The 26,720-nt window shown below is 73.1% G+C and carries 25 protein-coding genes; 16 read left to right on the forward strand and 9 right to left on the reverse strand.

All coding sequences use genetic code 11. The features are described 5' to 3' along the window. Nucleotides 1–34: 34 nt before the first annotated feature. The 3 genes from ADK52_RS06285 to ADK52_RS06295 all read left to right on the forward strand — a co-directional run bounded on the left by ADK52_RS06285 (nucleotide 35) and on the right by ADK52_RS06295 (nucleotide 3,364). Nucleotides 35–1,072, forward strand: a complete 1,038-nt coding sequence (locus ADK52_RS06285; RefSeq protein ID WP_053688774.1) for a PP2C family protein-serine/threonine phosphatase — start codon at nucleotides 35–37, stop codon at nucleotides 1,070–1,072. Between the two features lie 367 nt (nucleotides 1,073–1,439). After that, on the forward strand, nucleotides 1,440–2,780 hold the full coding sequence (locus tag ADK52_RS06290) for a hypothetical protein (protein WP_053688775.1): 1,341 nt from the start codon (nucleotides 1,440–1,442) through the stop codon (nucleotides 2,778–2,780). 53 nt (nucleotides 2,781–2,833) lie between these two features. Next, nucleotides 2,834–3,364 (forward strand): NUDIX hydrolase, encoded by a 531-nt coding sequence (locus ADK52_RS06295; RefSeq protein WP_030860165.1) that lies wholly within the window; start codon nucleotides 2,834–2,836, stop codon nucleotides 3,362–3,364. A 32-nt stretch (nucleotides 3,365–3,396) separates the two neighbouring features. On the opposite strand, the gene ADK52_RS06300 is transcribed toward ADK52_RS06295, so the two are convergent. Then, complete coding sequence (locus tag ADK52_RS06300) at nucleotides 3,397–4,290, reverse strand: 3-hydroxybutyryl-CoA dehydrogenase (protein ID WP_063783781.1); 894 nt, start codon at nucleotides 4,288–4,290, stop codon at nucleotides 3,397–3,399. 153 nt (nucleotides 4,291–4,443) lie between these two features. Between ADK52_RS06300 and ADK52_RS06305 the strand changes: the two genes are divergently transcribed. Beyond that, a complete protein-coding gene (locus tag ADK52_RS06305; protein ID WP_053688777.1) occupies nucleotides 4,444–5,682 on the forward strand; it encodes a glycoside hydrolase family 10 protein in 1,239 nt (412 codons plus the stop codon). Nucleotides 5,683–5,718: 36 nt separating this feature from the next. Here the strand turns inward: ADK52_RS06305 and ADK52_RS06310 are convergent, their stop codons facing one another. Continuing rightward, a complete protein-coding gene (locus tag ADK52_RS06310) occupies nucleotides 5,719–5,916 on the reverse strand; it encodes a DUF1918 domain-containing protein (RefSeq protein ID WP_053688778.1) in 198 nt (65 codons plus the stop codon). A gap of 61 nt (nucleotides 5,917–5,977) precedes the next feature. Next, nucleotides 5,978–6,940: a DMT family transporter gene (locus ADK52_RS06315; protein ID WP_053688779.1), complete on the reverse strand. Its 963-nt coding sequence runs from the start codon at nucleotides 6,938–6,940 to the stop codon at nucleotides 5,978–5,980. Here ADK52_RS06315 and ADK52_RS06320 point away from each other — a divergent pair. Then, nucleotides 6,939–8,375 (forward strand): PLP-dependent aminotransferase family protein, encoded by a 1,437-nt coding sequence (locus tag ADK52_RS06320; protein WP_053688780.1) that lies wholly within the window; start codon nucleotides 6,939–6,941, stop codon nucleotides 8,373–8,375. The two genes, ADK52_RS06315 and ADK52_RS06320, sit on opposite strands and share 2 nt — an antisense overlap. A gap of 41 nt (nucleotides 8,376–8,416) precedes the next feature. After that, nucleotides 8,417–9,172, forward strand: a complete 756-nt coding sequence (locus ADK52_RS06325; RefSeq protein WP_053688781.1) for a hypothetical protein — start codon at nucleotides 8,417–8,419, stop codon at nucleotides 9,170–9,172. Nucleotides 9,173–9,181: 9 nt separating this feature from the next. On the opposite strand, the gene ADK52_RS06330 is transcribed toward ADK52_RS06325, so the two are convergent. Continuing rightward, on the reverse strand, nucleotides 9,182–11,080 hold the full coding sequence (locus ADK52_RS06330; RefSeq protein ID WP_053688782.1) for an alkyl/aryl-sulfatase: 1,899 nt from the start codon (nucleotides 11,078–11,080) through the stop codon (nucleotides 9,182–9,184). 148 nt (nucleotides 11,081–11,228) lie between these two features. Here ADK52_RS06330 and argC point away from each other — a divergent pair, with 148 nt between their 5' ends. From argC to ADK52_RS06360, 6 genes are all read left to right on the forward strand, one after another. Next, a complete protein-coding gene (gene argC, locus ADK52_RS06335; protein WP_053688783.1) occupies nucleotides 11,229–12,257 on the forward strand; it encodes an N-acetyl-gamma-glutamyl-phosphate reductase in 1,029 nt (342 codons plus the stop codon). Beyond that, nucleotides 12,254–13,411: a bifunctional glutamate N-acetyltransferase/amino-acid acetyltransferase ArgJ gene (gene argJ, locus ADK52_RS06340; RefSeq protein WP_053688784.1), complete on the forward strand. Its 1,158-nt coding sequence runs from the start codon at nucleotides 12,254–12,256 to the stop codon at nucleotides 13,409–13,411. The genes argC and argJ overlap by 4 nt, the downstream gene beginning before the upstream one ends. After that, nucleotides 13,408–14,358: an acetylglutamate kinase gene (gene argB / locus ADK52_RS06345; protein ID WP_053688785.1), complete on the forward strand. Its 951-nt coding sequence runs from the start codon at nucleotides 13,408–13,410 to the stop codon at nucleotides 14,356–14,358. The genes argJ and argB overlap by 4 nt, the downstream gene beginning before the upstream one ends. Continuing rightward, nucleotides 14,355–15,566, forward strand: a complete 1,212-nt coding sequence (locus ADK52_RS06350) for an acetylornithine transaminase (RefSeq protein WP_053688786.1) — start codon at nucleotides 14,355–14,357, stop codon at nucleotides 15,564–15,566. The genes argB and ADK52_RS06350 overlap by 4 nt, the downstream gene beginning before the upstream one ends. Nucleotides 15,567–15,573: 7 nt before the next feature. Next, nucleotides 15,574–16,137, forward strand: a complete 564-nt coding sequence (locus ADK52_RS06355; RefSeq protein WP_053688787.1) for an arginine repressor — start codon at nucleotides 15,574–15,576, stop codon at nucleotides 16,135–16,137. Nucleotides 16,138–16,232: 95 nt separating this feature from the next. After that, entirely contained in the window at nucleotides 16,233–17,048 is an 816-nt protein-coding gene (locus ADK52_RS06360; RefSeq protein ID WP_053688788.1) for a hypothetical protein, read from the forward strand. On the opposite strand, the gene ADK52_RS43425 is transcribed toward ADK52_RS06360, so the two are convergent. Genes ADK52_RS43425 through ADK52_RS41175 form a run of 3 tightly spaced genes read right to left on the reverse strand, consistent with a single transcriptional unit; the run spans nucleotide 17,035 to nucleotide 19,670 of the window. Further along, entirely contained in the window at nucleotides 17,035–17,703 is a 669-nt protein-coding gene (locus ADK52_RS43425; protein ID WP_053688813.1) for a L,D-transpeptidase family protein, read from the reverse strand. The two genes, ADK52_RS06360 and ADK52_RS43425, sit on opposite strands and share 14 nt — an antisense overlap. Before the next feature lie 33 nt (nucleotides 17,704–17,736). Continuing rightward, nucleotides 17,737–18,318, reverse strand: coding sequence for a pyridoxamine 5'-phosphate oxidase family protein (locus tag ADK52_RS43430; protein ID WP_030157286.1), 582 nt, complete (start codon nucleotides 18,316–18,318; stop codon nucleotides 17,737–17,739). A gap of 8 nt (nucleotides 18,319–18,326) precedes the next feature. Next, complete coding sequence (locus ADK52_RS41175) at nucleotides 18,327–19,670, reverse strand: HEAT repeat domain-containing protein (protein WP_053688789.1); 1,344 nt, start codon at nucleotides 19,668–19,670, stop codon at nucleotides 18,327–18,329. Between the two features lie 163 nt (nucleotides 19,671–19,833). Here ADK52_RS41175 and ADK52_RS06380 point away from each other — a divergent pair, with 163 nt between their 5' ends. Both ADK52_RS06380 and argH read left to right on the forward strand, forming a co-directional pair. Next, on the forward strand, nucleotides 19,834–21,027 hold the full coding sequence (locus ADK52_RS06380; protein WP_053688790.1) for an argininosuccinate synthase: 1,194 nt from the start codon (nucleotides 19,834–19,836) through the stop codon (nucleotides 21,025–21,027). 98 nt (nucleotides 21,028–21,125) lie between these two features. Then, complete coding sequence (argH, locus tag ADK52_RS06385) at nucleotides 21,126–22,556, forward strand: argininosuccinate lyase (RefSeq protein ID WP_053688791.1); 1,431 nt, start codon at nucleotides 21,126–21,128, stop codon at nucleotides 22,554–22,556. Between the two features lie 145 nt (nucleotides 22,557–22,701). Here the strand turns inward: argH and ADK52_RS06390 are convergent, their stop codons facing one another. Next, nucleotides 22,702–23,895, reverse strand: coding sequence for a hypothetical protein (locus ADK52_RS06390; protein WP_053688792.1), 1,194 nt, complete (start codon nucleotides 23,893–23,895; stop codon nucleotides 22,702–22,704). Nucleotides 23,896–23,971: 76 nt separating this feature from the next. Beyond that, entirely contained in the window at nucleotides 23,972–24,481 is a 510-nt protein-coding gene (locus ADK52_RS06395; RefSeq protein ID WP_053688793.1) for an HAD domain-containing protein, read from the reverse strand. 89 nt (nucleotides 24,482–24,570) lie between these two features. Here ADK52_RS06395 and ADK52_RS06400 point away from each other — a divergent pair, with 89 nt between their 5' ends. Then, on the forward strand, nucleotides 24,571–25,122 hold the full coding sequence (locus ADK52_RS06400) for a TetR/AcrR family transcriptional regulator (RefSeq protein ID WP_053688794.1): 552 nt from the start codon (nucleotides 24,571–24,573) through the stop codon (nucleotides 25,120–25,122). Further along, entirely contained in the window at nucleotides 25,119–26,675 is a 1,557-nt protein-coding gene (locus ADK52_RS06405; protein ID WP_063783782.1) for an MFS transporter, read from the forward strand. Before ADK52_RS06400 ends, ADK52_RS06405 begins: the two co-directional genes overlap by 4 nt. Nucleotides 26,676–26,720 lie beyond the last annotated feature (45 nt).

A 26,720-nucleotide genomic window follows, 5' to 3' on the forward strand; every position in this document is an offset into this window, starting at 1 on the left:
AGGGGAGGCCGTAACGATGATCACGTGTCGGGAGATGCCGCAGGTGCGTCGGGTCTGCGTCCTCGCGTGGGGCGGTGCCGCGGTGTCCTGGGAGCTGACCACCCCGGGGCCGCTCGGCGCCAGCCTGGCCAGCTGCGCGGCGTTCCTGTTACTGGCCACCGGATGTGCGCTGCACATCCGGTACGGGCTGATGGCGGAGCTGCGGCGCTCGCAGGAGATCGCGGACGCGGCGCAGCGGGCCCTCCTGCGGCCGCTGCCGGGCCGGATCGAGGGCCTGACGCTGGCGGCCGCGCAGCTGTCGGCGAGCCGGGGAGCCGCGGTGGGCGGCGACCTGTACGAGGCCGTGCCGACGGCGTACGGGGTGCGGGTGGTGATCGGGGACGTACGGGGGCACGGACTGCCGGCGCTGGGCGCGGCGGCGGCGGTGCTCGGCGCCTTCCGGGAGGCGGCGTACGACGAACCCGCGCTGGGCGGCGTGCTGGTGCGGATGGAACGGGCCCTGGCCCGGCACGTCCTGGCCCAGGACGCGGCGGAGGAGTTCGTCACGGTGCTGCTGCTCCAGATCGCGCCGGACGGCTCCGTGCTGGCCCTGAACTGCGGCCACCCCTGGCCGTACCTCCTGCGCGAGCCGCAGCCGCTGGAGCCCTGCGGGGCCCCGGCCCGGCCCGCCCTTCCTCCGTCTGCCGGGGCGCGGCTGCGGACCCCGCGCCGGTGCGGGGCCGTGGGGAAATACCCCGCGCGGCGGGGCTTGGACGTACGGACCTTCGACGGGGGTGACACCTTGCCACCGCTCGGGGTGGTGCCCGTACGGCCGGACCTCCCGCCGCAGGACTGCGGGCAGTTGTGGCCCGGCGAGGTCCTGTTCCTGCACACCGACGGCGCCGAGGACGCCCGCGACGGCGCGGGGCGGTTCTTCCCCCTGCGCAGCGTGCTCGCGGAACAGCCCGCGGACACGCCCGCGCGGCTGGTCGCGGGCGTGCACGCCGCACTGCTGCGCCACACCGGCGGGCAACTCACCGACGACGTAGCCCTGCTGGTGCTGCGCAGCGACCGCGGCGACCGCGGCTGCTGACGGAGGGGACCGCACACCGGGCCCGGTGGGAGGGCCCGGCGCGCGTTCCACGACCCCTGCCGGGGCCCGGCGACCAACCGGGCGCCGGCGGAGCCGGAGCGCGCCGCCCGCCTGCCATGGAGTGTCGGGCAGACGGCAAGGCGGGCGGCGCGGTGCGGGTCGTCGCACTGTACGAGGGGGAGCCGACGACCCGAGCTGCCTCTTTGGCGAGGCTCTTAAGTGAACCGCTCCCGGGGCTCGTTGCGGCAGGGTGCGTATCGCATTTATGCGCGTTCTTGGTTCACACCCCGTGTGAATCAAAAGGAAGTACACCCCGTGTGAACCGCGCACCCACTAGCCTGAGACCGAAGAGCCCTTGGAGGGGCCCATGCAGCCCAACGCCCTTCTCGACGCCCTCCTCGCCGAGGCGGGCATGTCCCACGCCGGACTCGCGGCGCACGTCAACCAGGCGGGCCGCACCCGCGGACTCGCCCTGCGCTACGAACACACCGCCGTCACCCGGTGGTTGAAGGGACAGCGGCCGCGCGGGCAGGTGCCCGACCTGATCTGCGAGGTGCTCGGCGGCCGGCTCCGCCGCCCGGTGTCGCTGGACGACGTCGGGCTCGGCGTGCCGGGCCAGCCCCTCTCCCCGCACGGCTCCCCGCTCAGCGGCTTCGTCGACCGGGCCGCCGCCCTGTGGCGCTCCGACGAGCAGGGCCGCGTCCAGCTGCTCACCGCCGAGGCCGTCACCGGGACGCCCGCCGTGATCCCGGTCTGGGAGTGGGAGAACCCGCCCGAGGACGCCGACGTCTCCCGCGACGGGCCCAACCGGATCGGCCCGGAGCACATCGAGATCCTGCGGGCCGCCCGCGCGCACTACGAGCTGATGTACCGCCGGGCCGGCGGGGTGGCCACCCGGGCCCGGATCGTCCGCTTCCTCGGCAGCGAGACCGCGCCGATGCTGCGCGGCAGCTATCCCGACGGGCTCGGCCGCCAGCTGCACCGGGCCACCGGCTCCCTCGTGGCGGTGGCCGGGATCTGCGCGTACGACTCGGACGCCCACGGGCTCGCCCAGCGCTACTTCCACCAGGCGCTGCGGCTCGCCAAGGCCAGCGGGGACCGGGGGCTCGGCGCCTACGTCATCGCGCTGATCGTCAACCAGTCGCTGCACCTGCGGGAGCACCGCCAGGCCGTCGCCTTCGCCGAGGCCGCGCTGCGCGCCGCGGGCCGGCACACCACCCCGGCCCTGGCCGCCGACCTGTACGCCATGCAGGCCAAGGCGTACGCCCAACTCGGGGACACCGACGCGGCGCTGGCCTGCATCCGGAATGCCGAGACGGCCGCCGAGCGGATCCGGCCCGGCACGGAGCCGGACGAGACGGGGTACGTGCAGCCCGGGCTGGTCAACGTACAGGTCGCCGAGGCGTTGCTCAGCCTCGGTGACCTGCACGCCGCCCACGAACAGGCGACGGCGGCGGTCGGCACGCCGGCGCACGACCGCGGGCGGGTCCACCGGCTGGCGATGCTGTGCGAGATCCAGCTGCGCCAGGGCGAGGCGGACCGGGCGGTGGCGTCCGCGGCCGAGATGGCCGAGCGGGCCAAGGGCATGGAGTCGCTGCGACTGCGGGACCGGCTGCGGGCGGTCCGCGAACAGCTGCTGACCAGCGGATGTTCCGGCGCGGAAGAGACCGCGCAGTTGATCGACGGGGCGCTGCGCGTTCCCCTCTGAGCGCGCGAACTGCTGCCATGTTGCCACCTACTCGAACGGAAGGTGGCACAACCGTGCAGTGGACGAACCTGAGTGAGCAGACCGTGTACAGGAACCGCTGGTTCGACGTGAATCTCGCCGATGTGGAACTTCCCGACGGCCGGCACCTGGACCACTTCGTGATCCGGCTGCGGCCCGTCGCCGTCGCCACGGCCGTCAACGAGGCCAACGAGGTGCTGCTGCTGTGGCGGCACCGGTTCATCACCGACAGCTGGGGCTGGGAACTGCCCGCGGGCGTGGTCGAGGACGGGGAGGACATCGCGGCGGCCGCGGCCCGGGAGATGGAGGAGGAGTCGGGCTGGCGGCCCGGCCCCCTCCATCACCTGATGACCGTCGAGCCGGCCAACGGGCTGACCGACGCCCGCCACCACCTCTACTGGGCGGACGGGGCGACGTACATCGGACACCCCGAGGACGACTTCGAGTCCTCGCGCCGCGAGTGGGTGCCGCTCAAACTGGTGCCGGACATGATCGCGCGCGGCGAGATCCCGGCCGCCAACATGGCGGCCGGGCTGCTGCTCCTGCACCATCTGCGGCTCGGCTGACCCCGCCGGCCGCGGGTCCCGGCCCTGCGGGATCAGCCGTACGGGTAGAAGCCAGAGCCGGTCTTGCGTCCGAGGCGGCCCGCGTCGACCATCCGCTGGAGCAGCGGGGGAGCGGCGTACAGCGGCTCCTTGTACTCCGCGTACATCGAGTCGGCGATCGAGGCGATCGTGTCCAGGCCGATCAGGTCCGAGAGCTTGAGCGGACCCATCGGGTGGGCGCAGCCCAGCTCCATGCCGTTGTCGATGTCCTCGCGGCTCGCGATGCCGGACTCGAACATCCGGATGGCCGACAGCAGGTAGGGGACCAGGAGCGCGTTGACGACGAAGCCCGACCGGTCCTGGGCGCGGATCGCGTGCTTGCCCAGGACCTTCCCCACCAGGGCCTCGGCCCGCTTGATGGTCTCCTCGCTCGTGGTCAGCGCCGGGATCAGCTCGACGAGCTGCTGCACCGGGGCCGGGTTGAAGAAGTGGATGCCGATGACCTGGTCGGGCCGCGAGGTGGTGACGGCCAGCTTGACCAGGGGGATCGAGGAGGTGTTGGAGGCGAGGATCGCGTCCGGGCGGGTGATCACCTGGTCGAGGACCTGGAAGATCTCCGTCTTGACCTGCTCGTTCTCGACGACGGCCTCGATGACGAGGTCGCGGTCGGCGAACTCGCCGAGATCGGTGGTGAAGCTGAGGCGGGCCAGGGTGGCGTCCCGCTCCTCCTCGCTGATCTTGCCGCGTTCGGCGGCCTTGGTCAGGGAGTTGTGCAGCCGGGTGCGCCCGATCTCCAGGGCCTCGCCGGTGGTCTCGGCGACCTTCACCTCAAGGCCGCTGCGGGCGCACACCTCGGCGATGCCCGCGCCCATCTGGCCACAGCCCACTACGCCGACTCGGGTGATGTCGGAAGGGAGGTCAGTCACTTCGTGCCTTTCGCAGCTCATCCGTCGGCGGGTCCCCCGTGCTGCCCAGTGTCACTGCGCTCCGGCGCCCGCCACGCCCCACGACGTTACCCCCGACCTTGACCCTGGCGGGGGGCCGGGGCGGGCATGCTGTCAGATGCAGGGCACTGTCACGCAAAGGAACGGAGTCGTCACATGGCGTACATCGGGCGTCGGGGGCTGCTGGCGGGGGCCGCCGGACTGCTGGCCGCGGCGGGCGGGACGGCCCCCGCGCGGGCGGCGCGGGGGCGCGGTCCGCGCGGGAAGGCCGCCGCCGAGTTCCGCGCGATGTGGATCGCCTCTGTGGAGAACGTCGACTGGCCCTCCGAGAGCGGGCTGGACGCCGCGGACCAGCGGGACGAGCTGGTCCGCCTCTTCGACACCGCCGTCGCCCGCCGCCTCAACGCCGTGGTCCTCCAGGTCCGGCCCGCCGCCGACGCCATGTGGCCCGGGGCCCGGGAGCCCTGGTCGCAGTGGCTGACCGGGGTGCAGGGCGAGGACCCCGGCTGGGACCCGCTCGGCACGGCGGTCGCCGAAGCCCATGCCCGGGGGCTGGAACTGCACGCCTGGTTCAACCCGTACCGGGTGGCCAACCACACCGACCCCGACCGTCTGGCCGAGGACCATCCGGCCCGGCGCAACCCCGACTGGACGGTCCCGTACAACAACAAGCTGTACTACAACCCGGGGCTGCCCGAGGTGCGCGCCTTCGTGCAGGAGGCCATGCTCGACGCCGTCTCCCGGTACGAGGTGGACGGGGTGCACTGGGACGACTACTTCTACCCGTACCCCGTCGAGGGGGAGGAGTTCGACGACGACGACGCGTACGCGCGCCACGGTGGCGGCTTCGCCTCCCGCGCGGACTGGCGGCGCGGCAACACCGACGCGCTGGTCCGCGAGATGTCCGAGCGGGTGCGGGCGGTCCGCCCGGCGGCCCGCTTCGGCATCAGCCCCTTCGCGGTCTGGCGCAACGGCGACCGGGACCCGCTGGGTTCGCCGACGCAGGCCGGCGTCGAAACGTACGACGACCTGTACGCGGACACCCGCAAGTGGGTCCGGGAGGGCTGGATCGACTACATCGTGCCGCAGGTCTACTGGCAGATCGGCCACCCGACCGCCGACTACGCCAAGATCGTCCCCTGGTGGGCGAAGACCGTCGCCGGCACCGGTGTGGCGCTCTACGTGGGCGAGGCCCTGTACCGCTGCGACGCCAACAGCGCCACCGCGGCGTGGCGCGATCCGAAGGAGCTGTCCAAGCACCTGACGTTCGCCCGTGGTTACCCGGAGGTCCGCGGCCACGTCTACTTCTCGGCGAAGCAGGTGGTCGCGGACCCCAATGGTGCGATGGCCAGGGTCGTTGCCGACCATTATCCGACGGCCGTGCCGCCGAGGTGACGCGTTGGCCGTGTCGGCCGCGTCGGGTGGGTGCAGTCAGTGCGGGGGCTCCGCCGGGTGCTTCACGACGCAGTCGGGGCCCGGAGACATGACTGCCTCGTGACCGTCGGAGAAGCGGACCCGGTAGGGAGGGGTGCCGTTCTCGCCGAGTACCTGAGTGATTTCACCGACCTTGTCGTGCTGGCCCACGATCCTGCCGTGCTGCACCAGCTGGTCGCCCTCGGTCGCGCGCATTTCTGACCTCCTCGGAGGCGGTCTGAATCCGGTGACAGCAGTTTACGGCGATTTGTGGTGATTAGGCCCGCTGGGTCACGGCGATGCAGACCAGGACCGCGCAGGCGGCGGCCGGGGCGGCGGGGGAGAGGTGCTCGCCGAGCAGTGCCACCGACCACACCAGGGTCAGCAGCGGCTGGGCGAGCTGGAGCTGGCTGGCCCGCGGTGCGCCGATCTCCGCCATCCCGCGGTACCAGACGTACAGGCCGAGGAAGGTGGAGCCGGCCGCCGCCCAGACCAGGCCGGCCAGCCCGTGGCCCGTCAGGTGCACCGGCTCGTACGCGAGCCCCAGCGCGGAGCCGGCCAGGCTGAGCGGCAGGCACAGCACCAGCGCCCAGCCGATGACCTGCCAGCCGGGCAGGACCCGGGCCAGGCGCCCGCCCTCGGTGTACCCGGCCGCGCAGACCAGCAGGGCCCCGAAGAGGTAGCCGTCGCCCGCCGAGAGGGCGCCGCCGCTCTGCGCCAGGGTGAAGCCGAGCACGACGGCGGCTCCGGCGACGGCCGCGCCCCAGAACCGGCGCGAGGGGCGGGCGCCGGTGCGCAGCGCGGAGACGGCGGCCGTGGTGAGCGGGAGCAGGCCGACCACGACGGCGGCGTGCGAGGTGGTGGAGGTGGTCAGCGCCAGGGTGGTGAGCAGCGGGAAGCCGACGACGACCCCGGCGGCGACGACGGCGAGGCCCGCCCAGTGCGCGCGGGCCGGCGGCGGCACCCGCCCGGCCAGCAGGAAGCCCCCCGCGATGAGCGCGGCGAGCAGGCTGCGTACGGCGACGAAGGACCAGGGGCCGAAGCTCTCCAGACCCCAGGCTGTGGCGGGGAAGGTCAGCGAGAAGGCGATGACGCCGAGCGCGGCGAGGGCGGTGCCGCCGGTGACCCGGCGGCCGAGACCGCCGTGACCGCCGCGGCGGGGGTCACGGGGGCCGGAGCGGCGTGCGGGGCGCTCGACCGCTATCGCGGTGTGGAGAGTAGCGCTATTCTTTGCTGTCATGTACGAGCGTAGCAGCGTGGCGGAGCTGGCAGAATCCCTCCGGTCGGAACTCGACCGCTACTCGGTGGGTGGAAAGCTCCCGTCGAGCCGGGCTCTGGTGGAGCGCTTCCGGGTCAGCCCCGTCACCGTCTCCCGCGCCCTCGCGCAGCTGGCCGCCGAGGGGCTGGTCGTCACCCGCCCCGGCGCCGGGGTGTTCCGCGCCCTGCCGCGCACGGCGGAGCCCGCGCCCGGGGACACCTCCTGGCAGGAGGTCGCCCTGAGCGCGGAGGGCGCGGGCGAGGTGGTCCCGCGTTCGGTGGACGCCTCCGGCGTGCTGGCCTGTCTGGCCGCGCCGCCGTCCGGGGTGATCGGGCTCAACAGCGGCTACCTGCACCCCTCCATCCAGCCCGAGCGGGCCATGGCCGCCGCGCTGGCCCGGGCCGGGCGGCGCCCCGGGGCCTGGGAACGGCCGCCCATGGAGGGGCTGCCCGAGCTGCGGGACTGGTTCGCCCGGGAGATCGGCGGGGCGGCCGGCGCCGTCGGGGCCGCCGACGTGCTGGTCACCGCGGGCGGGCAGAGCGCGCTCACGACCGCCCTGCGGGCGCTGGCCCCGCCCGGGGCGCCGGTCCTCGTGGAGTCCCCGACCTACCCCGGGCTGCTGGCCATCGCCCGCGCCTCCGGCTGCCGGCCGGTGCCCGTCCCGGTGGATGCCGAGGGGGTCCGGCCGGAGCTGCTGGCCGCCGCCTTCGAAGCCACCGGCGCGCGGGTGTTCGTATGCCAGCCGCTGTTCCAGAACCCGACCGGTGCGGTGCTGGCTCCCGGGCGGCGGGCCGAGGTGCTGCGGATCGCGCGGGCCGCCGGGGCCTTCGTGGTGGAGGACGACTACGCCCGGGCGCTGGGCCACGACGACTCCGGTCCGCTGCCCCCGACGCTGGCCGCCGAGGACCACGACGGGGTGGTCGTGCACGTCCGGTCCCTGACCAAGGCCACCTCGCCCAGCCTGCGGGTGGGCGCGCTCGCCGCCCGGGGGCCGGTGCTGGACCGGCTGCGGGCCATCCAGATCGTGGACTCCTTCTTCGTGTCCCGGCCGCTCCAGGAGGCCGCCCTGGAGCTGGTCGGCGCCCCCGCCTGGCCCCGCCACCTGCGGGCCGTCGCCGCCGAACTGCGCCACCGGCGGGACCTGCTCGCGGGCGCGCTGCGCCGTGAACTGCCCGGGCTGACCCTGCCCCACCTGCCCTCGGGCGGATACCAGTTGTGGGCCCGGATGGCCGAGGGCGACGACGACGCGGCCTTCGCGGCGGCGGCCCTGCGCGCCGGGGTCGCGGTCGCCGCGGGCCGCCCGTACTTCTGCGCGGAACCGCCGGGTCCGTACGTACGGCTCAGCTTCGCCGGGGTCTCGGGCGCGGCGGAGCTGAACGAGGGCGTCCGACGGCTGAGCTCGCTTCGCACCCCGTAAAGCGGTGGAGCCGCGCCGCTCCACCGCCCTACCCTGCGGCCATGGACGGCATCAAGATCACCACCCTTGCGCAGCGCCCCGAACTGGCCGAGCGGCTCTGGGACATGAAGGACACCTGGCCGGAATTCGCCCAGCACGACTCGCTCGCGGGGCTCCTCTACCCGCGGATGACCGAGGAGCTGGCCGACTACGTGCTGGTCGCCACCGACGGCGACGCGGTGGTCGCCCGCGGGTTCAGCGTGCCCTTCGCCCAGCACGCGCCCGGCCGGGACGGGGTGCTGCCCGCGCGGGGCTGGGACCAGGTCCTCCTGTGGGCCTTCTCCGACCTGCGGCGCGGGATCGCCCCCGACACGGTGAGCGCCATCGAGATCACCATAGCCACCGACCGGCTCGGCGAGGGCCTGTCCGGGCGGATGCTGGCCGCGATGCGGGAGAACGCCCGCGCCCGCGGCTTCGCCGAGGTGGTGGCCCCCGTCCGGCCCAGCGGGAAGCCGGCCGAGCCGGACACCCCGATCGAGGAGTATGCGTACCGCACGCGCGAGGACGGTCTCCCGTACGACCCGTGGCTGCGGGTCCACGTCCGTGCGGGGGCGGTGATCGACTCGGTGGCCCCGCTGTCGATGACGATCGCCGGCTCGCTCGCGCAGTGGCGGGAGTGGACCGGGCTGCCGTTCGACACGACGGGCCCGGTGCGGGTGCCGGGAGCGCTGGCCCCGGTCCGCTGCGAGGCCGAACAGGGCTACGCGGCGTACGTGGAGCCGAACGTCTGGGTCCGGCACCCCCTGGACACCCCCTGAGGGAGTCCGTCAGGGCGTGACGATCGCGAAGTCGGGGTCGGGGTCGGTGAGGTGGCCGGTCAGCTCGGCGAGCCGGGCCGGATCGCCGGAGACCTCGGCCCGGCCCCGGGCGAGCAGATCGGCGAGCGCGGCCCGGCCGAGCAGGAGGGCGCGCAGGGACGCCTCGTCCAGGGCGATCTCGACGTCCGGCTCGCCGGCGGCCGGGCCGAGACCCCGGACGTGGGTGAGCACGCCGTTCTTCAGGCGCAGGGTGCTGGGTTCGTGGCCGTCGGTGAGACGCCAGCGGACGGTGACGTCCGCGTCCCAGCTGCGCGGCCCGTCGACGCGGATGGCCAGGGAGTCGAAGAGCTGGTCGAGCGTCAGGGTGTTGATCAGGTCCTCGGAGACGCTGGTGGCGGACGTGCCGACCGGGCCGTGGCGCAGTTCGTGGGCGCCGGTGAGGTAGAAGTTGCGCCAGGTGCCGTTCTCGCTGCCGTAGCCGAGCTGCTCCAGGGCGTCCGCCTGCAGGGCGCGGGCCTCGGCGTTGCCGGGGTCGGCGAACAGCACGTGGCCGACGACCTCGGCGACCCAGCGGAAATCGCCCTGCGCGTAGGACTGGTGGGCGCGGCGCAGCACCTCGTCGGCGCCGCCCATGAAGTCGACGTACCGGGTGGCGGCCTCGGTGGGCGGGTGGGCCCACAGGTGGGCCGGGTTGCCGTCGAACCAGCCCATGTACCGCTGGTAGACGGCCTTGGCGTTGTGGCTGACGGAGCCGTAGTAGCCGTGGGTGTGCCAGGCGCGCTCCAGCGCGGGCGGCAGCTGCATCCGCTCGGCGATCTCCGGCCCGGTGAGCCCCTGGTTGATCATGCGCAGGGTCTGGTCGTGCAGGTAGGCGTACAGGTCCCGCTGCTCGCAGAGGAAGGCCAGGACGTCCTCGGGGCCCCAGACCGGCCAGTGGTGGGAGGCGAACACGACGTCGCTGGCGGCGCCGAAGAGCTGGACCGTCTCGGTCAGGTACCGGGCCCAGGCGTGCGGGTCGCGGACCTGGGCGCCGCGCAGCGTGAGCAGGTTGTGCAGGGTGTGGGTGGCGTTCTCGGCGGTGCACAGGGCGGCGTGGCCGGGGAAGTGGATGTTGAGTTCGGCCGGGGCCTCGGTGCCCGGGGTCATCTGGAACACCATGCGGATGCCGTCGACGGTCTCGCTCTGCCCGGTGCGGGTGACGGCGAGGGTCGGCGGGATGAGGGTGACCGTACCCGTCGACGTCGTGGCGCCCAGCCCCGAGCCGATCTGCCCGCGGGGGCCCTTGGGCAGGGCGGACCCGTACATGTACGTGGCGCGGCGGCTCATGGCGGTGCCGGCGTAGACGTTCTCGCTGACGGCGTGCTCCAGGAACCCCTCCGGAGCGATCACCGGCACCCCGGCCGCGACCTCCTCGACGCTGATCACGCCCTTGACGCCGCCGAAGTGGTCGGCGTGGCTGTGCGTATAGAGGACGCCGGTGACGGGGCGGTCGCCGCGGTGGCGGCGGTAGAGGGACAGCGCGGCGGCGGCGGTCTCCGTGGAGATCAGCGGGTCGATGACGAGGATGCCGCGCTCGCCCTCGACCACGGTCATGTTGGAGAGGTCGAAGCCGCGCACCTGGTAGATCCCGGGGACCACCTCGAACAGGCCGTGCCCGGCGACGAGCCCGCTCTGGCGCCACAGGCCCGGATGGGCGGTGGGCGGGCAGTCCGCGTCGAGGAACCCGTAGGCGTCCAGGTCCCACACCACGCGGCCGTCCGCGTCCCGGATGCCGCTCTCCCCGACCGTGCCGAGGAATCCGCGGCGCTCGTTCTCCAGATCGCGGGTGTCCTCGAACGCGGAGCTCCGGCGTGCGGCGCCGTTGGCCTCCGCGACGACGGCTTCGGCATCTCCGGAAGAGCCCTTCATGCGCGCTCCTCGGTGCTGGTCGGGTGCGGGGTGCGGAACTCCCTGTTCATCCTCCCGTGCTGCGGCGGGGCCCGCAGAGCGATCACCGCGAGGCTTTGCATAAACCTGCGGCGATACGTATAGTCATGCCATCGAGGAGGAGGGTCCGATGGTGGTACGTGTAGCGGTGGCCGGAGCGAGCGGGTACGCGGGCGGAGAAGTCCTGCGCCTGCTGCTCTCCCACCCCGAGGTGGAGATCGGCGCGCTGACCGGCAACTCCAACGCCGGGCAGCTCTTCGGCAGCCTCCAGCCGCACCTGGTGCCGCTCGCCGGCCGGACCCTGGAGGCGACCACGCCCGAGGTCCTCGCCGGACACGACGTCGTCTTCCTGGCCCTGCCCCACGGGCAGTCCGCCGCCGTCGCCGCCGAGCTCGGCGAGGACGTCCTCGTCGTCGACATGGGCGCCGACCACCGGCTCAAGGACTCCGCCGACTGGGACGCGTTCTACGGCGCCCCGCACGCCGGCACCTGGCCGTACGGGCTCCCCGAGCTGCCCGGTGGCCGCGCCGCGCTGGAGGGGTCCAAGCGCATCGCGGTTCCCGGGTGCTTCCCGACCGCCGTCACCCTCGCCCTGTTCCCGGCGTACGCCGCGCAGCTGGCCGAGCCGGAGGCCGTGATCGTCGCCGCCACCGGCACCTCCGGCGCCGGCAAGGCGCTGAAGCCGCACCTGCTCGGCTCCGAGGTCATGGGGTCCGTCAGCCCGTACGGGGTGGGCGGCGGGCACCGGCACACCCCCGAGATGGTGCAGAACCTGAGCCCGATCGCCGGGCAGAAGGTCTCCGTCTCCTTCACGCCGACCCTCGTGCCGATGTCGCGCGGCATCCTGGCCACCTGCTCGGCCAAGGCCCGCCCCGGCACCACCGCCGACGCGGTGCGCGCCGCGTACGAGAAGGCGTACGCGGACGAGCCCTTCGTGCACCTGCTGCCCGAGGGGCAGTGGCCGGCGACCTCGTCCGTGCACGGTTCCAACGCCGTTCAGATCCAGGTCGCGTACGACGGGTCCGCACAGCGGATCATCGCGATCAGCGCCATCGACAACCTCACCAAGGGCACCGCCGGCGGCGCGGTGCAGAGCATGAACATCGCCCTCGGGCTCCACGAGGGTCTGGGTCTTTCTTCGATCGGAGTCGCACCGTGAGCGTCACGGCAGCACAGGGGTTCACGGCCGCGGGAATCGCGGCCGGGATCAAGGCGAACGGCAATCCGGACGTGGCCCTGGTGGTCAACAACGGTCCGCGGCTTGCCGCGGCGGGCGTCTTCACCTCCAACCGCGTCAAGGCCGCACCGGTGCTCTGGTCCGAGCAGGTCCTGCGCGGCTCCGCCGTCAGCGCGGTCGTCCTCAACTCCGGCGGCGCCAACGCCTGCACCGGCCCCAAGGGCTTCCAGGACACCCACGCCACCGCCGAGAAGGTCGCCGAGGCTCTGGGCGGCGGCCACAACGCCGGCGAGGTCGCGGTCGCGTCCACCGGCCTGATCGGCGTCCTGCTCCCCATGGACAAGCTGCTCCCCGGCATCGACACCGCCGTGGCGGCCCTCTCCGCCGACGGCGGCGAGGACGCCGCCATCGCCATCAAGACCACCGACACCGTGCACAAGACGGCCGCCGTCGTGCAGGACGGCTGGACCGTCGGCGGCATGGCCAAGGGCGCGGGCATGCTCGCCCCGGGCCTGGCCACCATGCTCGTCGTCCTCACCACCGACGCCGACGTGGACGGCGCCACCCTCGACAAGGCGCTGCGCTCCGCCACCCGCACCACCTTCGACCGGGTCGACTCCGACGGCTGCATGTCCACCAACGACACGGTGCTGCTGCTCGCCTCCGGGGCCTCCGGCCAGGTGCCCGCCTACGAGGCCTTCGCGGAGGCCGTACGGACCGTCTGCGACGACCTCGCCCGCCAGCTGATCGGCGACGCCGAGGGCGCCAGCAAGGACATCCGCATCGAGGTCGTCGGCGCGCTCACCGAGGGCGACGCGGTCGAGGTCGGCCGGTCGATCGCCCGCAACAACCTGCTCAAGTGCGCCATCCACGGCGAGGACCCCAACTGGGGCCGGGTGCTCTCCGCCGTCGGCACCACCCGGGCCGCCTTCGACCCGGACCGGCTGAACGTGGCCATCAACGGGGTCTGGGTCTGCAAGAACGGCTCGGTCGGCGAGGACCGCGACCTCGTCTCCATGAAGGACCGCGAGGTCCGCATCACCGCCGACCTGGCCACCGGCTCCGAGTCGGCCGTGATCTGGGCCAACGACCTGACCGCCGAGTACGTCCACGAGAACAGCGCGTACAGCTCATGAGCGACGAGAAGGCCGGGCAGCCCGGCGCCGGCACCGCGCGCAAGCACACGGCGCTGCCCAAGGCGCAGATCCTCATCGAGGCCCTGCCCTGGCTCACCCGCCACAACGGCAAGGTCGTCGTCGTCAAGTTCGGCGGCAACGCCATGATCGACGAGGACCTGAAGGCCGCCTTCGCCCAGGACGTGGTCTTCCTGCGCCAGGCCGGCCTCAAGCCGGTCGTGGTGCACGGCGGCGGCCCCCAGATCAACGCCCAGCTCGACAAGCAGGGCCTGGTCAGCGAGTTCAAGGCGGGCCTGCGCGTCACGACCCCCGAGGCCATGGACGTCGTACGGATGGTCCTGGCGGGCCAGGTCCAGCGCGAGCTGGTCGGGCTGCTCAACCAGCACGGGCCGCTCGCCGTCGGCATGACCGGCGAGGACGCCCACACCATCACCGCCACCCGGCACACCCCGGAGATCGACGGCGAGCTCATCGACATCGGCCGGGTCGGCGAGATCACCGCCATCGACACGGGCGCGATCGAGGCGCTGCTGGCGGACGGCCGGATCCCGGTCATCTCCTCCATCGCGCGCAGCACCGACGACCACCACGTCTACAACGTGAACGCCGACACGGCGGCCGCGGCGCTCGCCGCCGCGCTGGGCGCCGAGACGCTGATGGTGCTCACGGACGTGGAGGGCCTCTACGCGGACTGGCCGAGCAGTGACGAGGTCATCAGCCGCCTCACCGTCAGCGAGCTGGAGAAGCTGCTGCCCGAACTGTCCAGCGGGATGGTGCCCAAGATGGAGGGCTGCCTGCACGCCGTCCGCGGCGGGGTGAGCACGGCCCGTGTGATCGACGGGCGGGTGCCGCACTCGATCCTGCTGGAGATCTTCACCGACGAGGGAATCGGCACGATGGTCGTGCCCGACGCACGGCCCGAAGCACAGGGAGGGGAACCCGCGTGACCGGCAACCAGGACTACGCCGCCCGCTGGCAGGGGGCGCTGACCAACAACTACGGAACGCCCGCGCTGGCCCTCGTACGCGGCGAAGGCGCCCAGGTCTGGGACGCGGACGGCAAGCAGTACACCGACTTCGTCGGCGGCATCGCGGTCAACGCCCTCGGCCACGCCCACCCGGCGATCGTCGAGGCCGTGACCCGGCAGATCGCCACCCTCGGCCACGTCTCCAACCTCTACGCCTCCGAGCCGGTCCTCGCGCTCGGCGAGCGGCTGCTCCAGCTCTTCGGCCGCCCCGGCCGGATTTTCTTCTGCAACTCCGGCGCCGAGGCCGTCGAGGCCGCCTTCAAGATCGGCCGGCTGACCGGGCGGACCCACATGGTGGCCACCGACGGCGGCTTCCACGGCCGGACCATGGGCGCCCTCGCGCTCACCGGCCAGCCCACGAAGCAGGGCCCGTTCCTGCCGCTGCCCGGCGAGGTCACGCACGTCCCGTACGGCGACGTCGAGGCCCTGCGGGCGGCCGTCACCGAGGAGACCGCGCTCGTCGTCATCGAGCCGATCCAGGGTGAGAACGGGGTCGTCGTCCCTCCGGCCGGCTATCTGACGGCCGCCCGGGAGATCACCCGGGCCACCGGCACCCTGCTCGTCCTGGACGAGGTGCAGACCGGGATCGGGCGCTGCGGCCACTGGTTCGAGCACCAGGCCCACGAGGGCGTGGAGCCCGATCTCGTCACGCTCGCGAAGGGTCTCGGCGGCGGACTGCCCATCGGCGCCGTGGCCGCCTTCGGGCCGGCCGCGGAGCTGCTCCAGCCCGGCCAGCACGGCACCACCTTCGGCGGGAACCCCGTCGCGTGCGCCGCCGGCCTCGCCGTCATCGACACCATCGCCGCCGACGGACTGCTCGACCGGGTCAAGGCGCGCGGGGAGCGGCTGCGCTCCGGAATCGAAGGCCTGCGCGGTGGGAACGGCCACCCGCTGGTCTCCCATGTCCGTGGTGAAGGCCTTCTCCTGGGTATCGTGCTGACCGGGCCGCTCGCACCGCAGGTGCAGCAGGCGGCCCAAGATGCCGGCTTCCTGGTCAACGTGCCCGCCCCCGACGTCGTACGGCTCATGCCCCCGTACGTACTCTCCGAGGCCGAGGCGGACGCGTTCGTCCGGGCCCTGCCCGGCATCCTCGACGCAGCCAACGGGGACGGACACACCGGGGAATGAGACGACGATGAGCCACGCGCAGGACCACGAGGAGTGGGGCTCCCCCCGGACCGAGTCCGGGGGCGGGCCGTCCGTTCCGCAGACCCGCACCGCCCGCCACCGCCGGATCGTGGACATCCTCAACCGGCAGCCGGTCCGCTCGCAGAGCCAGCTCGCCAAGCTGCTCGCCGACGACGGACTGAGCGTCACCCAGGCGACGCTCTCCCGCGACCTCGACGAGCTGGGCGCGGTGAAGATCCGCAACACCGGCGGCGAGCTGATCTACGCGGTGCCCAGCGAGGGCGGTTTCCGCACCCCGCAGGCCCCGCTCGGCGAGTCGGCCAAGGAGGAGCGCATGAGGCGCCTCTCCGGCGAGCTGCTGATCTCGGCGGAGGCCTCCGCGAACCTCGTCGTCCTGCGCACCCCGCCGGGCGCGGCCCAGTTCCTCGCGTCCGCGATCGACCAGGCCGAACTCCGCGAGATCCTCGGCACGATCGCCGGAGACGACACGCTGATGCTGATCAGCCGTGACCCGTCGGGCGGCCAGGCCCTCGCCGACCACCTGTTGAGGCTGGCCCAGAAGGAGGGCTGACCGTCCCGGGGACGGGCCCCACGGCCCGTCAGGTCCCGTACGGTGGGGCGGATATCCGCTGTACCGCCCGCCGCCGGGCGTCCTAGGGTCGGCGTGTGCATGCCTACACCCTCGCCAGTGTCGCCGTGCCCGTCACAGCGGGGCTGTACGGGCTGGTCGGCGCGATCCGCGGCCGCGCGGCGGTGCGGCACCGCCGCGCCCTCGACCGGTGGGCAGCCGTACTGGCCGACCCGTACCAGGCCGCCCTGGAACGCTGGTGGCCGAATGACGCGGTCCAGGCGGCCGCCGCCCGGCTGCTCCTGGACGGGCTCGTCACCGTCAACCACCGCGGCAACCTGAGCCCGGTCCCCGCCGCCGCGGACCCCGCCCGTACCCCGGGCCATCCGCTGCCCGAGGCCGTGCTGGCCGCCCTGCGGCGCCGCAGCGCCCCCGCCACCCTCGGCAGCCTCGTGCTGCGGGACGAGGAGTTCGCGACCGTCCGGCGGGAGTTCCGAGAGGCCCGCCCGGAACTCCTCACGGTCGGCGAACCCGCCGGAGCGCCGAAACTGGGGCTGTACCTGGTCCTGGCCGAGATGCTCTTCTGCGTCTTCGGCCTGATGTCGCTGCGGCCCGACGGTGACGCCGAATGGACGGCCGCCTGGGCCGCGTGGACCGGGGTGATCGCCCAGGTGATCTGGTTCCCCGTCTACAACCGGGCCCGGGGGTCCGGCTGGAAGAAGGACGCCGAGGCCGTGGAGGCCGCGCGCCTCGGGCCGCCGCATCCGGCGCTCCAGGCCCTGGACGTCCGCGATCCGGAGGCCTTCCGCCGGCTGCGCGTGAGCCGCCTGCGGATCCGGCGCGGCCGCAACCGGGGCCGCCCGCGCCGCCGCCGGACACCGGCCGAGACCGGCGGGCACCTCAGTACCGGGTGACGGCGAGCGGTCCCTCCCCGGTCCCGATCGCGATGTGCGGGCGGCGGCGCGGATCGGCCCAGCGCAGGACCGCGCGCATCGCCCGCTCCGGCACGGACACGCAACCGGCCGTCGCCCCCTTGCCGTTGACGTGCAGGAAGATGCCCGCGCCGCGGCCGTGCACCGGCTGCTCGTAGTTGAAGCCGATGACCAGAGCGTGCGCGTACTGCTTCTCGTACGTGACCAGGTGCTCCGCCTCGCCGGGCGCGCAGTCGGCGGGCAGCGGCTCGGTCCACCGGTTGTACGCGGCCGACGCGTTGTCCTGGCACCACCAGGAATCGGGGGTCACCCGCCGGTAGCGGAACCCCGTCCCGGCCGGCGCGCGGCGGATCCCGAAGGCGTAGGGGAGCTCGTACAGACCCGTCGGCGTCGTGTTCGTGCCCTGGGTGCGGGTCGCGCCCTCGGTCAGGCCGTTCGCGCCGAAGCGCGCCTCGGCGCTGCCGGCCTCGTACCAGTGCCCCGCCCGGCGGTCCCACCAGGTCAGCCGCCCGGTGGTGGATCCGGGTGCGGGAGCCACGGCGGTGATGAGCTGGCTGCCGCCGCCGGTGTCGGCGAGGCGGGCGGGCAGCGGCGCGGACTGGTACGGGCCCTGCGCGAGCAGGCTGGTGACGATCAGTGAGCCGGTGGCGAGAGCGGTACGCAGCACATGTCAGACGGTACGGGGCGGAAGGGGCAGCGGCAGCGCAGGCAGGCCGTCGACACTCGATCCGATGAACTCCTTCTTCTCGCAGTAGGCGCCGAACTCCTCGTCCGTCTTGCGGCCGAAGTACTCCGCGTGGAGGGTGCGCTCGCCCTGGTACTCCATGAACGGGACGGCGTACCCGCACACATCGGCGATCCTGCGGGCGTGCACGACGATGATCGCCCGCGCCGAGGGCCCGTCGGCCGCCCCGAACAGGCCGATCAGCTCACCCCAGCGGGGGTCGTCGCGGAAGACGGCCTCGCCCTCGCCGTGGATGCGCACGATGTTGGGCGGGCCGCTGAACGCGCACCACATCAGTGTGATCCGGCCGTTCTCGCGGACGTGGGCGATGGTCTCGGCGCCGCTGCCGCCGAAGTCGAGGTAGGCGAGGGTCTGCTCGTCGATGACGACGAGCGTTCCGGCGCGCCCCTTGGGGGACAGGTTGACGTGGCCGTCCCCGGCGAGCGGGGCGGTGGCGGTGAAGAAGACCGGCTGCTCCTCGATGAACGTGCGGAGTCGGCCGTCTATGCGTTCGTAGAGCTTTCCCATACGGATGATTATCCGATCGACCTGGATGTCGCGCGGTCAATTCCGGGCTGTGAGCGCATCCGCTCCATGACGTGCTCGCTGACCCCGCCGCGGGCGTGCAGTACCCGGTGGGCGGCCCGGCGGGTGTGCGCGGGGCGGTCGGGGCCGATCCGCTCCAGCAGCCAGTCGGCGGGCAGCCGGGCCGCGACCTCGGCCAGGCTGACGGAGGCCTCCCGGGCGACCGAGGGCGACGGGTCGTCGAGCAGCGGCCGCAGCAGGTCCACGTCGGTGGTGTCCAGCGCGCGCAGCGCGGCGACCGCCGCCGCCCGCACCACTCCCGCGGGGTGCTCCAGCAGCCCGCGCAGGAGCGGCGCGTCCGCCCGCCCGGCGCACTCGGCGAAACCGGTGACGGCGTACGCGGTCACCCCGGCCGGGTCCTCGACGAGGGCGCGGCAGAGGGCGTACGGGTCGCCGCCGTCCTGCCTGACCAGCCAGCGCGCGCAGGCGCGGACCAGCCCGGAGCGGTCGGCCAGGTGGTCGGACGCCTCGGCGCAGCGCCCGGCCCGCCGCAGGGCGGTGACCCCGCCGGCCCGCACCGTGGGGAGGTGCCCGCGCAGGAGGGCGTCGATCGCCTCGTCGTCGGGCCCGTCGGCGGCCAGCGCGGCCAGCGCCGCGTCGGCCCACAGCCGAGCCGTCGCGGGATCCTGTTCCCGGGCCGCCCGCCGGGCCAGCTCGCGCACGCCGAACAGCCCGGCGCCGAGCGTGATGCGGGTGGCGAAGCGGCGGGTCGGCAGGTCCCCGCTGCGCCGCAGCCAGCCGAGCACGGTGTCGGGCCGCTCGCCGGTCATCGTGCGCGCGTCCCGGGCCGGCCGCCACCACTGCCCGGGGCGCGCGGGGCGCCACCAGGGGGCGAGGACCGGGTCCTCGGCGCCGAGGACCTCCTCGAACAGGTCGCGCGCCCAGCGGCCCTGCTCGCGCCGGGCCAGGCGCAGGACGAGCGGGGTGAGGTCGATCAGTGTTCGCGCGGGGTCGGCGGCAAGCGCCCCGGCGAGCACCTGACGGGCCCGCTCGCGCACCGCCGGCGCCCAGTCGGCGCAGCGGATCGCGACGAGCGGGAGCGGCGGCTTCGGTGCCAGGAGCGCCGCCTCCCGGATCCGCCCGTCGGGGTGGCACAGGCGCACCTCGATCCGGTCGGCGGCGCGGGGCCCCGGGTACCAGGGGGAGTGTCCGCGCCGGATCTCCGTGTCGAAGGCCATCCAGGAGACCGGCAGGCCGGGACGGCGGACACCGCCGATCCCGAGGCGTCCGCCGCTCAGCAGGGCCGCCGCCGCGGCCCGGCCCTCCTCGGTCTGCCGCTGCAGTTCGACTCCCATGTGCCCTCCCCGTGTGGCGCAGACCGCCGATCGTAGGCCCTCGCCCGCGGGGGTGCTCCTGGACAGGGGCGCTGGTCAGCGGGGCGCAACCACGGTCGATTGACGAAACATACGGAGCAGTGCATAGTTATGCCTGTAGTTGGATGCACGTAAGGAGAAGCCCGTGACCGAGCGCGTCGTACTCGCCTACTCAGGCGGACTGGACACCTCCGTCGCCATCGGCTGGATCGCCGAGGAGACGGGCGCAGAGGTCATCGCCGTTGCCGTGGACGTCGGCCAGGGCGGCGAGGACCTGGACGTCATCCGCAAGCGCGCCCTCGCCTGCGGTGCCGTCGAGGCCGAGGTCGCGGACGCCAAGGACGAGTTCGCCGACGGGTACTGCCTCCCGGCGATCAAGGCCAACGCCCTCTACATGGACCGGTACCCGCTGGTCTCGGCGCTCTCCCGGCCGGTCATCGTCAAGCACCTGGTCGCCGCCGCGAAGAAGCACGGCGCCGGCATCGTCGCCCACGGCTGCACCGGCAAGGGCAACGACCAGGTCCGCTTCGAGGCCGGCATCCAGACCCTCGGCCCCGATCTGAAGTGCATAGCCCCGGTCCGCGACTACGCCATGACCCGGGACAAGGCCATCGCCTTCTGCGAGGGCAAGAACCTCCCGATCGCGACCACCAGGAAGTCCCCGTACTCCATCGACCAGAACGTCTTCGGGCGCGCCGTCGAGACGGGCTTCCTGGAGGACATCTGGAACGCGCCGGTCGAGGACGTCTACGAGTACACCGCCGATCCCGCCGAGCCGCGCGGGGCCGACGAGGTCGTCATCTCCTTCAAGGAGGGCGTCCCCGTCGCCATCGACGGCGGGCCCGTCACCGTGCTCCAGGCTATCCAGCAGCTCAACGCCCGGGCCGGAGCCCAGGGCATCGGCCGGATCGACATGGTCGAGGACCGCCTCGTCGGCATCAAGTCCCGCGAGGTGTACGAGGCCCCCGGCGCGATCGCGCTGATCACCGCGCACCAGGAGCTGGAGAACGTCACCGTCGAGCGCGAACTGGCCCGCTACAAGCGGCAGGTCGAGCAGCGCTGGGGCGAGCTGGTCTACGACGGCCTGTGGTTCTCCCCGCTCAAGCGGGCTCTGGACGGGTTCATCAACGAGGCGAACCAGCACGTCACCGGTGACATCAGGATGACCCTGCACGGCGGCCGCGCCGTGGTCACCGGCCGCAAGTCGGACGCCTCGCTGTACGACTTCAACCTGGCGACCTACGACTCGGGCGACACCTTCGACCAGTCCAAGGCCCAGGGCTTCATCGAGATCTTCGGTCTCTCGTCGAAGATCGCGGCGCGCCGCGACCTGGCCTGAGCCCGACTCGTTACGCAGTACGAAGTCGGCCTCCCCGTAACCTCCGCGACGGGGAGGCCGACGCACATCCACGCACGCATTCTTGAGGAGCAGCAGCTGTGAGCAGCAACAACGGTGGTGACGTCCGGCTCTGGGGCGGCCGGTTCGCCGACGGCCCCGCCGAGGCCCTCGCGAAGCTGTCCGCGTCGGTCCACTTCGACTGGCGCCTCGCGCCGTACGACATCGCCGGATCCCGTGCCCACGCCCGCGTGCTCGCCAAGGCGGGCCTGCTCACGGCGGACGAGCTCGACCGCATGATCGCAGGGCTGGACCGGCTGGAGGCCGATGTCGCCGACGGCTCCTTCACCGGGACCATCGCCGACGAGGACGTGCACACCGCCCTGGAACGGGGCCTACTGGAGCGGCTCGGCGCCGACCTCGGCGGCAAGCTGCGCGCCGGCCGGTCCCGCAACGACCAGGTGGCCACCCTGTTCCGGATGTACCTGCGCGACCACGCCCGGATCGTCGGCGCCCTGATCGCGGACCTCCAGGACGCGCTGGTCGGCCTCGCCGAGACGCACCACGACGTGGCCATGCCGGGCCGGACCCACCTCCAGCACGCGCAGCCGGTCCTCTTCGCCCACCACGTACTGGCCCACGTGCAGTCGCTGGCGCGGGACGCGGAGCGGCTGCGGCAGTGGGACACCCGGACCGCGGTCTCCCCGTACGGCTCGGGTGCGCTGGCCGGCTCCTCGCTGGGGCTGGACCCGGAGGCGGTCGCCGCCGACCTGGGCTTCGAGCGGGGCTCGGTCGGCAACTCGATCGACGGCACGGCCTCGCGCGACTTCGTCGCCGAGTTCGCCTTCATCACGGCGATGATCGGGATCAACCTGTCCCGGATCGCGGAGGAGATCATCATCTGGAACACGAAGGAGTTCTCCTTCGTGACCCTGCACGACGCCTTCTCGACCGGGTCGTCGATCATGCCGCAGAAGAAGAACCCGGACATCGCGGAGCTGGCGCGCGGCAAGTCGGGCCGGCTCATCGGCAACCTGACGGGCCTCCTCGCCACGCTGAAGGCGCTGCCGCTGGCCTACAACCGGGATCTCCAGGAGGACAAGGAGCCGGTCTTCGACTCCTGCGACACCCTCGAGGTCCTGCTCCCGGCCTTCACCGGCATGATGGCCACCCTCACGGTCAACCGGGAGCGGATGGAGGAGCTGGCCCCGGCCGGCTTCTCCCTCGCCACGGACATCGCCGAGTGGCTGGTCAAGCAGGGCGTGCCGTTCCGCGTCGCGCACGAGGTGGCCGGCGAGTGCGTCAAGGAGTGCGAGGCGCTCGGGATCGAGCTGGACGAGCTCACGGACGAGCAGTTCGCGAAGATCTCGGAGCACCTGACCCCGCAGGTCCGTACGGTCCTCAACGTGCCGGGCGCCCTCGCCTCCCGCAACGGCCGCGGCGGCACCGCCCCCTCGGCGGTCGCGAAGCAGCTCGCGGAGCTGAAGGCGGACCTGGTCATCCAGCACGCCTGGGCCACGCACAAGCAGTAGCCGCACGGCTCTGCCCCTTTGCCCCGCGGCCCTGCGGCCCGCACGCCCGTCGCCCCCAGGGGCCGGGCCCTGCACCCCCGCACGCCGTGGCATGCCCGCAGGGGCGGCCGGAGCCCGGCTCCGGCCGCCCCTGCGTCGTACCCGCTCAGCGCACCGGGTGCTCCGGTTCGTAGTTGGTCAGCACACAGCCGTCGACCTGGGACTTCTCCAGCCGGTACCCGGCCGGGGCGGAGAAGCCCGGCACGCAGTTCACGTAGAGGAACTGCAGCTGGTACAGGCCGAACCGGGCCTCCGGATTGTTGGTCTCCACCGCGACGTTCTCGCCGACCAGCAGCAGGCTCGCGGTGGCCCGCAGCTTTCCGTCGTCCTTCAGGTCGGCCAGCTGGGCGGCCTTCGCCTTGGTCTGGAGCTTCTTCATGTCCCCGACGGTGTCGAGCCAGCTCAGGTTGACGGCGCGCTGCGCCCCCGCCGGCTGACCGCACAGGGCACGGCCCGTGATCCCCCAGTCCAGCGCGTTCCCCTTCACCACGGGCTGGTAGTCGATGGACTCGATGGCCACCGCCTCGGGGTCCGTGGAGAAGTGCTTCTCACAGTCCTTCAGGCTGCTGCCCACGAGCTTGCGCAGTTCGGCGATGCCGCCCGCGCGGGCGAGCCCGAGGCTGCCGGTCTTCGGCTGGCCGGGCTTCTCGGTGCCGCCCGCCGCCGGGTCCTGCGGGGTCTCGAAGTTCGGACTGCCCGAGCCGTCCTCGGTGGCGAAGAAGTCGGTGAGGCCGCAGCCCTCCACCAGCGGCTTGCGGTACTCGTACCCCTCGGGCGTGCGGCCGCCCGGGTTGCAGACCAGGACGCGCAGGTCCGAGCGGACCAGGGCCAGGGCGGTCTTCGACCGGGTGGGGAAGGCGACGAAGCCCTCGCCGACGAGGACGTTGCTGAAGAGCCCGTAGGATCCTTCGCCCCCGGCGATCCGGTCCATGACGTACTTCTTGTAGCCCGCCTGGAACTCCTTCATGTCCTTCGGGACGGCGATGGTGATGTCGCCCTTCTCGGGCTTGTCGCTGCAGACGCCGACCTCGGTGACCGACCACTGGCCGACCTTGGGGAAGTCGCCGCTCGGCACCCTCGGGTCGTCGGGCTTCGCGCTCAGGTCCTCGCACGAGGTGAACCGGCGCATGTACCGCTGCGCCTCGGCGAGGGGGCCTTCGGTGGTGGCTGCCGCACTGGCGGTCGCCGCGGGCGCCGTGGGCGGGGCGGCGTCTGCGCCCCCCTCGCACGCGGAGAGGGTGGCGAGGCAGGCGAGGGCGGCAGTCGTGGCGAGGATCCGCCGGATCCGCTGGATGTGCATGAGTCGCTTTCGTCGGAACTGCTGGTCGTGGTCAGGGGTGGCATGATCATGCTAATTGCCCCTGGGGATGCGCCCGTTACGCCGCCCAGCGCGCCAGCGCGTCGAAGTCCGGCCGGGTCAGGCCGATCTGCTCGTCGACGCGCATCAGCAGCGCCCGCGCCGGGTGGCGCTGGTCCACGTACTCCCGGTCCAGCTCGGTGATGTCGTCGTCGATCCACGCGAACTCCCGCGCGCCCGCGTACTCCAGGACGTACTGCGTCTTCCAGAAGGTGCCGCGCGGGGCCCGCCCGTGCATCTGCGGCCAGTCGATGTACGGGAGCCTCGGCAGGCCCAGGTGCGGGCCTATCCAGTCGTTCGCCTCGTCCTTCCAGGTGGTCGCCCAGACCAGCTCGTACGCGTGCGCCAGCGCGAGCAGCTCCGCGCCGTGGTCCGGATTCAGCCAAACCCGGAGCGGGCGCCGGCTCTCGGCCGGCGTCCAGCCGCTCGGGCGCATCCGGTGGGTGGAGTACCCCTCCGGGCGGCGCTGGGCCCGGGCCGCGTAGGGGTTCAGCGGGCCGTCCACGTCGATCAGCAGCAGCGGCTTCATGGGGTGAGGATTCCTCTCCGGCCGCCCTGCGGCGGCTCGTTTTTGCCCCGCGTGAGACATCTACGTCTCATTCGGGGTATGCTTGTCTCATGGCCATGGATCGTGACCAGGTGCTCCGCGACGCCGCAGCCCTGCTCTCCCGCAAATCGACCGCCACGATGGACGAGATCGCCCGCGCCGCAGGCATCGGGCGCGCGACCCTCCACCGGCACTTCGCCGGGCGCGACGCCCTCGTACGGGCCCTCGAAGAACTCGGCATCCGCCAGTTCGAGACGGCCTTCGACAACGCCCGCCTCGACGAGGGCACGGCGGTCGAGGCCCTGCGCCGACTCGTCGGCGAGGCCGAGCGCGACGCCCAGCTGCTGGCCTTCCTCGTCACCGAGAACCAGCTCTTCGAGGGCGACCAGATCAACGAGGGATGGGCCCGGCTCGACGCGCGCGTCAGCGCGCTCTTCCGGCGCGGCCAGGAGGAGGGCGACATCCGGATCGACCTGAGCCCCGCCTGGCTCACCGAGGCCCTCTACGGCCTCATCGGCACCTGCGCCTGGGCCGTCATGGACGGCCGGGTCGCCGCGAAGGACTTCCAGTACATGATCATCGAGCTGCTGCTCGGTGGCGCACGACGGAGCGTGGAGAAATGAGCCGCACAGAACAGCTGACGCACGGGCAGGGGACGGAGGCGAGCGGAGCCAAGGGGAGCAGGGGGCGCTGGCTGGCGCTCTCCGTGCTCGTCCTGGCCGTCCTGCTGGTCGCGGTGGACGCCACCGTACTCGGTCTCGCCACACCCTCCCTCAGCGAAGACCTCAAGCCGTCCGGCACCCAGCTGCTGTGGATCGGCGACATCTACTCGTTCGTCATCGCCGGCCTGCTCGTCTCCATGGGCTCCCTCGGCGACCGCATCGGCCGCAAGAAGCTGCTCCTGGCCGGAGCCACCGCCTTCGGCGCCGTCTCCGTCCTGAACGCCTACGCCACCAGCCCCGAGATGATGATCGTCGCCCGGGCCCTGCTCGGCGTGGCCGGCGCGACGCTGATGCCCTCGACCCTCGCGCTGATCCGGAACATATTCCACGACCCCAAGGAGCGCAGCCTCGCCATCGGCATCTGGGGCGCCACCGCCTCGGCCGGCGCGGCCATCGGGCCCGTCGTCGGCGGAGCCCTGCTCCAGCACTTCTGGTGGGGCTCGGTCTTCCTCATCAACCTGCCCGTGATGATCGCCCTGGTCCTCGTCGGCAGCAGGCTGCTGCCCGAGTCCAAGAACCCGGTCGCCGGACCGTGGGACCTGCTCAGCGTCGCCCTCTCGCTCGTCGGGGTCATCGGCGTCGTCTACGCGGTCAAGGAAGTCGCGACCCACGGCGTGACCTGGGGCGTCGCGGTCTCCGCCGGCCTCGGCGCCGCGTGCCTGTACACCTTCGTCCGCCGCCAGTTCGGCCTGCCGTCGCCGCTCCTCGACATGCGGCTCTTCAAGCACCGCGGCTTCTCCGGAGCGGTCCTCGCCGACCTGCTGACCGTCTTCGGTCTCTCCGGCCTCGTCTTCTTCCTCTCCCAGTTCCTCCAGCTCGTCCAGGGCCGCGACCCGCTGGAGGCGGGCCTGGCCGAACTGCCCGCCGCCATCGGTGCGGTGGTCACCGGCCTGATCGCCGGCCGCTACGCCCGCCGGTACTCGGTACGGTCGATCGTCACCGGCGGCCTCGCGGCCATCGGGCTCGCGCTCGGCGCGCTCACCCTGATCCACAAGGAGAGCGGCTACCCGCTGCTCGGCGCGGCGCTGCTCGTCGTCGGCCTCGGCGCCGGCTTCTCCTTCACCGTCACCGCCGACGTCATCCTCTCCAGCGTCCCCAAGGAGCAGGCCGGTTCGGCCTCGGCGGTCTCCGAGACCGCGTACGAACTCGGCGCGGCCCTCGGCATCGCCCTGCTCGGTTCCATCGTCACCGGCGTCTACCAGGGCTTCACCGCCCCGGCCTCGGTCCCCGCACCGGTCGCCGACGCCGCGCACGAATCGCTGGGCGGCGCCGTCGAAGCCGCGAAGGCCGTGGACCCGGCGACCGCGCAGACCATGGTCGCCGCGGCCCAGGACGCCTTCGTGGACGGCCTGCGGTTCGCCTCCGGCGTCGGCGCGGCCGTGCTGCTGGCAACCGCGGTCGCGGCCTGGTTCCTGCTCAAGGGGCAGAAGCTCCAGGACGGCATCGCGCACTGACGTACCGCCAGAGGTGGCTGTCCCGAACTCAGTTGACACCGTGTC

Origin of the sequence: Streptomyces sp. WM6372 (assembly GCF_001279655.1) — a bacterium.
Lineage (GTDB): Bacteria > Actinomycetota > Actinomycetes > Streptomycetales > Streptomycetaceae > Streptomyces.